5 protein-coding genes and 1 pseudogene are annotated in these 7811 nt (G+C 62.8%); all 6 read left to right on the top strand.

Annotated elements, in window-relative coordinates; translation table 11 throughout:
* Positions 1 to 127: pseudogene (locus ABGB16_RS32625) on the top strand (IS5/IS1182 family transposase); the annotation flags it as partial.
* Positions 128 to 253: 126 nt separating this feature from the next.
* On the top strand, positions 254 to 1345 hold the full coding sequence (locus tag ABGB16_RS32620) for a polysaccharide deacetylase family protein (RefSeq protein WP_347671917.1): 1092 nt from the start codon (positions 254 to 256) through the stop codon (positions 1343 to 1345).
* On the top strand, positions 1242 to 3806 hold the full coding sequence (locus ABGB16_RS32615; protein ID WP_347671916.1) for an AMP-binding protein: 2565 nt from the start codon (positions 1242 to 1244) through the stop codon (positions 3804 to 3806). Before ABGB16_RS32620 ends, ABGB16_RS32615 begins: the two co-directional genes overlap by 104 nt.
* 57 nt (positions 3807 to 3863) lie before the next feature.
* Complete coding sequence (locus tag ABGB16_RS32610; protein WP_347671915.1) at positions 3864 to 5015, top strand: substrate-binding domain-containing protein; 1152 nt, start codon at positions 3864 to 3866, stop codon at positions 5013 to 5015.
* A 2-nt stretch (positions 5016 to 5017) separates the two neighbouring features.
* Complete coding sequence (locus ABGB16_RS32605) at positions 5018 to 6571, top strand: sugar ABC transporter ATP-binding protein (protein WP_347671914.1); 1554 nt, start codon at positions 5018 to 5020, stop codon at positions 6569 to 6571.
* 71 nt (positions 6572 to 6642) lie between these two features.
* Positions 6643 to 7617 carry an ABC transporter permease gene (locus tag ABGB16_RS32600; protein ID WP_347671913.1) on the top strand — a complete coding sequence of 325 codons (975 nt, stop codon included), beginning with the start codon at positions 6643 to 6645 and terminating at the stop codon, positions 7615 to 7617.
* The last annotated feature ends 194 nt before the right edge of the window (positions 7618 to 7811 follow it).

The raw sequence follows: 7811 nt of genomic DNA, 5'->3' as shown, positions 1-7811 counted from the left end.
TCTGGCCGGCCGTAACCTGCACGCCGAAATAGCCCATAAGGGCGACAAAGCACCCATCCAGGCGGGCCGCAGGTGGCATGTCGAGCGGACGAACGCCTGGCACAACGCCTTCAACCGCCTGCAACGCCAACCGTCCCACCCGACGCCCATGATCTTGACCTATCTGCGCGACCTCTTAACACCAGCCACCTAGATCGGCTTGTTCGTTGACGTGTCTGCCTGAGCCGAATGTGTGGGGACATACCACCGGACTGTGGTGCCCGAGCACGTTGATTCGGTGCAGCACCAGGAGCAGCATTCCTTGCGTCGCAGTGAACGACGCCACAGGGAGGAAATTTTGAGCGAACCGATTTCTCCGAACGGCCCGGTGAAAGTAGCCATTACGGTGGATGACTTCCTGCAGTGGAAGATGGTGCCGTTTCCGACCGGGTACAGCGCTGAGCGCGTGGTGTCGTCATTGACCTCGACATTCGCTGATTTTGGGATCACCGATTGCTATGCGTTCTTCAGCACGGGTCCCATGGAGGAGGATCCGAGTCTGCGCGAGCAAGTCGAAGCGTGGTGTGCGGCAGGGCACCACGTCGGAAACCATACGCACAATCACGCCAGCCCCGATTGGGTACCGGCCAGTGCATTCACTGATGACATCAAACTCTCCGAGGACTATATCGGCAGCTTCATCGAGGCGGCTCCGGTGAAGTACTTCCGGTATCCGATGGACATGTGGGGCGCCGAGGCCGACAAGGTTGCCGACATTCACCACTTCTTGGCCAAGGAGAACTACATCCCGGCGCCGGTCAGCTACTGGTTCTATGACGCTCAGTTCGTTGCGCCGTACTGGCGGGCAGTCGAGAGCGCGGACTCCGACGCGGCCGCTTGGCTGGTGCGGACTTACGCAGAAACGGCGGTCGACCAGCTCCGGCGCCACGCGGCGGTTTCTCGTGAGATGTTCGGCCGCGATCCGATCTTCATCTCGGTTTTTCACGGTACGGCTGTTACGTCCGATTCGGTGCGCCCGATGCTTGAGGCTCTGGTCGCGGCCGGAGTCGAGTTCGTATCGCTCGAGGAAGGGATGCGGGATCCGTTGAACGCGCTCCCAGCACCAATGCACACCCGCCTCTTCCGAAACAGCACCCAGAAGTGGGCCGACTACCTCGGTGTCTCCTTGGAGGGGACTCCGCCGTTGGAGACGTTGTCCAGGTTGGAAGAGGTCAGTCCGCGCGAGGGGATGTCCTACGAGGATGTCTTCGGCGCGATGCGCAACCACGCCGCTAAGGAAGTTGGCGGCACAGTTGCTGGCGGCGAGTTCGACTGGCAGAGCGCGGTGCGCCCGATCCATGACTGACCGGCCAGCACACCCATTCGTTGCGCCCCCTGACCGGGTCGCTGTCGTGATGGCTGCATCAGGTGCAGCCATGACCTATCGTGAACTCGCCGACGACTCGGCTCGGTTGGCCAATGTTCTCCAAGGAGCCAACCTCCCCGAGGGTAGTCCGATCGCAATCCTCTTGGGGAACTGCCCGGAGTACTTCGTGGCGTACTGGGGCATCCTCCGAGCCGGCCACCGCGTCACGACGCTCAGTACTCAACTGACACCAGATGAAGCCGCCTACATCGTGGGGGACTGCCATGCGAGCGGCGTAATCGTCGGCACGGACTTCGAAGGCACAGCGGCGAGGCTCGCCGAGATCGACCACCTGAAACTCAGGCTGGCAGTAGGGACGGGTCTGGTCGATGGGTACCGGAACATGCGGGAGGCCGTTGCCGCGGTATCGACTGAACGCCCGGACCGGGAGCGGCTAGGGAACGAGTTGCTCTACTCGTCGGGCACTACCGGAGCTCCCAAGGGTATCTGGCGGCCGATCGATCCGAACGCAGCCATCGACGAGCGGACGTTCTCCTTGGCATCGGTGTATGAGACGGAACTTGGCTTCGAGGACGGCGATGTCTACCTGAGTCCGGCGCCGCTGTACCACGCAAGCCCGCTGCGGTTCTGCGTCGCGACGCACGTGCTGGGCGGCACGGTGGTGGTACAGGAGAAGTTCGACGCCGAGGGAGCGCTCAAGGCGATCGAGCAGCATCAGGTGACTCACAGCCAGTGGGTCCCGACGATGTTCGTCCGGATGCTGCAGCTGCCCTCAGAAGTTCGGCACGCTTACGATCTTTCGTCGTTGCGCGTGGCCGTTCACTCGGCTGCACCCTGCCCGGACGCCACCAAGCGTGCGATGGTGTCATGGTGGGGCCCGATCCTTTGGGACTTCTACGGCGCCTCGGAAGCCATCGGTCGGGCGTTCCTCGACCCGAGGGAATGGTCCGAGCGACCAGGATCGGTAGGGCGACCTGATCCGGAGCTGGTGCGGATCTGCGACGAGAGTGGTGCCGCACTCGAAGCTGGCCGGGTCGGAACGATCTACTTCAAGTGCGTGCGCCCCTTCGAGTACTTCGGTGACCCGGAAAAGACCGCTCGTTCCCGTCACCCAGAGGATCCGGAGTGGGTCACCGTTGGGGATGTTGGGCGATTGGACTCCGACGGGTACCTCTATCTCGCCGATCGGCAGTCCTTCGTGATCATCTCCGGCGGTGTGAACATCTATCCCCAGGAGGTCGAGAACGCGCTGGTTGGCCATCACAAAGTGGCTGACGCAGTGGTCGTCGGCCGCCCCGACCCCGAGTTCGGCGAGTCCGTCGTGGCCTTCGTAGAGCCGGAGCCGGAGTTCTATGCCGACCCCGAACTGATCGAGGACATTCAAGGTCGGCTCCGTCGGACGTTGGCTCGCTTCAAACACCCCAAGTGGATTGAGGTGGTCCCTGAGGTGCCCAGGACGCCCGGTGGCAAGCCTGATGTGGCCGCACTGCGGGAGCTGGCAAGTCGATTGTCCGCTGCGCCGGCATCCGAGGCGCCGGACGTGGACGGCGGGGCAGCGGCAACAAGTCCCGTCGGGCGGTCGGCCCGGTGGGACAGTGGTCCGATCCTGGTCGATGATCGTGACGGTGTCCGGACAATCACCTTCAATCGTCCTGACGTTCACAACGCGCAGGATCTCGAGATGTTGCGTGAGTTCGATGCCGCGATCGACGAGGTGGCAGCCGACCGCTCTGTCAGGGTGTTGGTGATCGCGGGCGCGGGGCGGAGCTTCTGCTCGGGCCACGACCTTCGGATGATGGGCGAGGACAAGACCTACTTCAGCAACTTTTCGAAGGTGGAGACTCGCAAGGAGCAGGAGAAGCGTTGGTTCGTCGACCCGGTTGCGAAGCTCCGCCACTTGCCGATACCCACCGTGTGTCGAATCCAAGGTCACTGTTTGGCTGCCGGACTCATGTTTGCCGCGGCGACTGACTTTGTCGTTGCGGGCGAGTCCGCGATATTCGGGTCCCCGATCCTGATGCACATGGGGGTCAACGAGGCAGAGGTCCCCAACTTCGCATCGAAAGTTGGCGAGAGCTGGGCCAAACGGGTGTTCTGGTTGGACGAGCGACTGTCGGCCGAGCAAGCCCGGCAGGCGGGTCTGGTGACATGGGTTGTCCCGGACGATGACCTTGACTCGAAGTTGGCATGGCTCATCGAGCGGCTCCTGCGTGCGCCTCGCCATGCGTTGGAACTGTCCAAGGAGAGCCTGCAGTATCTGGCGGACCTCCGGGGGGAGGCGCAGTTCCACACATTCCATTTCATGTCGCACCAGATCAGTCATGCGACTCACGAAGCGGGCGAGATTCTCAACGAGCGTCTAGCCCGCCTGGCGAAGTCCGAATCGGTGATCCCCGACCACGAATCGAGGTCATCTGGTGGCAGTCCTTCTACGTCGTAGTGGTCCTTCTGTGAATTGTGAAAAGGAAGAGTAGGCACAGGTATGAGGTATGCAAGATTGACGATCGCCGCTGCGGCGGCGATGGTCCTCCTGACAGCATGCGGTGAGAATGATCCTTCCGGGAATCGTGGCAGCGATGCTGACGTTGCAGCCGTTGTCGCGCAGGCCAAGAGGGCAACCGAGGCCAACTTCGCCGGCACGGACCGTAAGCTTCCCGAGTCCGGGCCGAAGGCGGTACCCGGCAAGAAGGTCTGGGCGATTGCATGCTCACTCCAAGGTTCTGGATGTGCGCTGCCCGCCAAAGGTGCCGCGGCAGCAGGCAAGCACCTGGGTTGGGATGTGAAGGTAGTCGATGGCAAGCTCGACCCCAACGTCTACAACCAGCAGATTCGAGCAGCCATCGCGGACAAGGCTGACGCGATCATGCTGTTCTCGGTGGATTGTGCAGCGACAAAGGGAGCCATTTCGGAAGCCCAGGCGGCTGGGGTCGTCGTGTTCGGCGCCAACGCCCTCGATTGCGACGACAAGTTCGCAGGTGGCGGCAAGCGGATGTTTGACGGCTATCTCCCGTGGGGCGAGAACCTCGACGCCTATGGTCAGTTCCTGAGCACGGTGGTCGGACCGGCAATCGCCGACTGGGTGATTGCAGAGACCGACGGTAAAGCCTTTGTGGTGGAGCTGAAGCAGGACGACCTGGCTGTTACGCGCCACGTCGGCGAGTCGTTCCGGGCTCGCATGGCAGAGTGCTCGACGTGCACGGTTGAGTCGATCCCGTACACCTCTGGCGACATCTTCAGCGGCAAACTGCAGGGCAAGACTGCGGCCGGGCTCTCGAAGTTCCCGAAGGCCAATGTGGTGATGTCGCCCTTGGATGCCAACATCCCGGTTGGTGTGGGAGCTGCTGTCGAGCAGGCCCGGAAGGCGGGGCGCTCCGACCTCCTGTTGGCCGGCCACGAAGGTAGCCCGTCGTCACTCAAGCTGCTGCGGTCGGGTGTGCAGAACTTCGCAGTCGGTCGACCGATGACCTGGCTGGGCTGGGCTGCCGCCGACTCCTTGAACCGACTGTTCGCCGGCGAGGACGTTGTCGACTCGGGTATCGGTATCAAGTCGATGAACTCCGACAGCGTCCCGGACGTCGAGGAGTACGACGGCAACGCCGGTGCCGACGCCTACCAGCAGAACTACATCAGGATCTGGCAAGGCAAGTAACAGTGCGATCGAACGACTACATACTGCGGGTCGGTTCTCTGTCGAAGACATACGGCGCATCACGCGCTCTGGCTGAGGTGGACTTCGACGTCGCCCGAGGGAGCGTCCACGCCCTCGCGGGGGGAAATGGGTCCGGCAAGTCCACCTTGATCAAGGTGCTTGCTGGAGTCGTCCGGCCGGACCGGGGTGGCCGAGTGGCCACCCCGGTCCGGAGCGAGCCGGCCGACCAGATCACGCCGTCGGTCTCCCGGCAGTTGGGGCTTCGGTTCGTTCATCAGGACCTTGGCCTCTTCGAGGACCTGTCGGTAGCGGACAACTTGCTGCCGGTTCTCGCACCGGGGGACAGCACGGCAGGCTTCCTCGGTCGGCAGTCGCTGCGTCAGCGGGCCAGGTCCATCCTCGACCGGTTCGAGCTGGATATCGACGCATCTCGGGACCTGCGTGAGTTGCGGCCTGCCGAGCAGACGCTGGTTGCCATCGCGCGCGCCCTCTCCGACTTTGAGGTGCCGTCCGGCGGGGTCGCGGACGGGGTCTTGTTCCTCGACGAGCCGACGGCTCGTCTTCCGCATGGCGAGGTGAGTGAGTTGTTGGAACGCTTGCGTGGGTACGCCGGCCGCGGGCACAGCATCGTCTTCGTCTCACACCGACTGGACGAGGTACTCGACGTCTGTGATGCGGTCACAGTGCTGCGCGACGGCGTGAAGGTGCTCGATAGCCCGTCGGCAGATCTGACCCGACCCAAGCTCGTAGAGGCGATCGTCGGCCGACAGGTCGACAGCGCGAACGTCCGGGGAGGGGGGGCGGACGCTGAGCATCGAGAAGTACTCTCGGTGTCCGGGCTTCTCGGGGGGCCGCTCCGCGGAGTGGACCTGCAGGTCGGGGCCGGTGAGGTCGTCGGCGTCGCAGGCCTGGTCGGAAGTGGCCGGACCAGTCTGTTGGAAACGATCGTGGGTTTGCACCCGCACCTTGGCGGCTCGGTGAGGGTTGCCGGTCGAGAACTGTCGGGCGTTGGCTTTCGTACGATGCTGGCCAACGGCGTCGCTTACGTGCCCGAGGATCGCCTTCGTCTGAGCCTGTTCCCGGAAATGTCGGTATCGGACAATATCGTACCCAATACGCTGCATCGCTACACCCAATCGGGGGTGTTCCGACCACGGAAGGCGAGCCGGGCCGCAGCGCGGGCGCATGCCCAGTACGGCGTCAAGTCGCCCGGGTTGGATGCGCCGGTCTCTGCCCTCTCAGGAGGAAATCAGCAGAAGGTCGTCATCGCGCGCTGGTTGTCGTTATTACCGCGAGTGCTGCTCCTGGACGAGCCCTCTCAGGGTGTGGATATCGGGGCTCGGGCAGACATCTATCGCCTCATCGGCGCCGCTGCCGAATCGGGCGCCGCGGTTATTGTTGTCAGTTCCGACATCGAGGAACTCCTGGGGCACTGCACCCGGATTGTGGGCCTTCACGAAGGCGCCATTTCCTTCAGCAGGCCGACCGAATCACTCGCACGCAGCGAACTCATCAATCTGGTTTACGAGATGAACGAGAAAGCAGACCTCCGATGAACCAACGGACCGAAGTCCCCGGGCACGAGGCATCACGCGTGTCAAAGACGGTTGAGATCCCGTCTAGGCAGGTGTCGGGGGCCAAGGCGGCGGTGGTCGACTTCCTGTCCAAGTACGCACTCGTCGCCGGCTTGGTGGGCCTGACGCTCTACTTCGCTATCTCTCCGCAAACGTCCGAAACGTTCTCAAGTTGGACGAATGTTCAGACGATCGTGGCCAGCGAATCCGTTGTCGGCATCGTCGCGCTGGCCGCATTGGTCCCCTTGGTGGCGTTCCGCTTCGATCTGTCCTTGGGGGCAAATGTCACAGTGTCGTCGATCGCGACTGCTCACGCCGTCGCTTATTGGGAGGTTTCAACGGCCGTTGGCGTCATCATCGGGATCAGCACTGGGGCATTAATCGGTCTCGTGAACGGTCTGCTGGTGTCGCTCTTCCAAGCCAACTCGCTGGTGATCACGCTGGGCACAGCGACGCTTCTCAGCGGGTTGAGCGCACTATTCTCGGGGTACGACATCATCCTCGGCGTGTCCGACTCCATGACGGACTTCGGGGCGACGTCCTTCCTGGGCATCCCGAAACCAGCATGGTTGCTGCTGATCTGCGTCCTGGCGGTGACGGTGCTGTTGCGGTACACCGTCGTTGGTAGGCAATTTTCCCTCATCGGCTCGAACGAGAAGGCGGCCAAGCTGGTCGGCGTTCCGGTCTCGGGGAGGGTGGCGTTCAGTTTTGTGATCGCTGGTGCTCTCGCCGGGGTTGCCGCGGTGCTATTGGTCTGCCGTACCGGATCGGCTTCGACCGGGATCGGCGAAGGATTCATGCTGCCGGCGTTGGCAGCAGTGTTCCTGGGGTCGACCACGATCAAGCCGGGGAGGTTCACCGTCGCCGGAGCGATCGTCGGCGTCTTCTTTGTTGCGGTTGCTGTCAACGGCTTGACACTCGCGGGCGTCGATGACTGGGTCGAGCCGACCTTCACCGGCGCCGTGGTCGTGGTGGCTGTAGCACTCTCGGCGGTTCTGATGGCCCGGAGTCGTGGTGAACGGCTGTGACGGATGTCAGGAAAGCGGCTCTTGTGATGTTCTCGTGGGTGGGTTGACGCCCTGATCAACAGGGCATGCCGTGTCCCGTCTAGGTTTCTGGCTTGTCGAAGGTCAGAAACTGAAGATCGGGAAACGGCGTGCGTTTGACCAGGGTATTGCATCGACAGGCAGGGCTGGAACGGGCCGTCGTCGAGGGTGTGCGC

It is taken from the genome of Micromonospora sp. B11E3 (assembly GCF_039871625.1).
Classification (GTDB): domain Bacteria; phylum Actinomycetota; class Actinomycetes; order Mycobacteriales; family Micromonosporaceae; genus Micromonospora.
Note: the sequence above shows the minus strand (reverse complement) of the source record. Positions and strands in the feature narration are given on the sequence as shown.